The following is a 1062-nucleotide window of genomic DNA, read 5'->3' as shown; positions in this document are numbered from 1 at the left end:
ATGAAGGAGACCGAGAAGATCGAGATCATGCACTTCGACCAGGAGGGCTACCTCGAGGACGGCAGGAACGTCTACGAGGCGGGCAAGAAGATGACCGCGCTGGCCGACCGCGTGCACGAGGAGGGCTACGACGCCGTCTTCCTGATGGGCGTCGGCGGCACCTGGGACGAGTTCATGCAGCTCGAGTACCTCATGAACAAGTTCGGCGACCGCGACCTCGAGGTCTACCTGATCCACGCCGCCGAGTGGAACGTCATGGGCCACAAGCGCATGACCGACAAGTCCGTCGTGCTGACCGCCTCCGAGTCCGGCACCACCCCCGAGGTGCTCGAGGCCATCGGCAAGATGAAGGAGATGGGCGTGCGCGTCTACGCCATGACCAACCCCGAGGGCAAGATCGGCCGGGCCGTGGGCGCCGAGAACTGCGTCATGATGGCCTCCGACCACGGCGCCGGCGGCTGCGAGAAGGGCTACTACCTCGCCGACTGCTTCGGCCTGCGCCTGCTCAACCGCCGCGGCTGCTTCCCCAAGTTCGACCTGTTCATCGAGCAGACGAAGGACGTCTGGAAGGACATGCTCGACATCCGCAAGCGCTTCGAGCCGCGCGCCGAGGAGCTCGCGAAGAAGTACGCGCTGGCCGACTACACCATGTTCATCGGCTCGGGCGCGCTGTGGGGCGAGACCATCCTGTACTCCATGTGCCTGCTCGAGGAGATGCAGTGGAAGCGCATCCGCCACATCACCTCGCACGACTTCTTCCACGGCACGCTCGAGCTGCTCGAGCCCGGCGTCCCGGTGTTCCTGTTCATGGGCGAGGACGAGTGCCGCGCCCTCGACGAGCGCGTCCGCGCCTTCCTCACCAGCGGCGTGACCGGCGACGAGGACTACGTCATCATCGACACCGCCGAGTACGCGATCCCGGGCCTGGACGACGACTTCCGCGTCATCGTGTCCCCCTGGATCCTGTCCGTGCTGACCACCGACCGCCTCTCGCGCAACTACGAGCTGGTCACCAAGCACAACCTCAAGTACCGCCGCTACTACCACCAGTTCGACTACTAA

Annotated in this window: 1 protein-coding gene; it reads left to right on the top strand. The window is 65.1% G+C overall.

Annotated features, from left to right (window positions below):
- A partial coding sequence (locus DW732_RS09720) for an SIS domain-containing protein (protein WP_055252703.1) occupies window positions 1-1062 on the top strand: 1062 nt, incomplete at its 5' end.

Origin of the sequence: Collinsella sp. AM28-11LB (genome assembly GCF_003469895.1) — a bacterium.
Taxonomy (GTDB): Bacteria; Actinomycetota; Coriobacteriia; order Coriobacteriales; family Coriobacteriaceae; genus Collinsella.
Note: the sequence above shows the minus strand (reverse complement) of the source record. Positions and strands in the feature narration are given on the sequence as shown.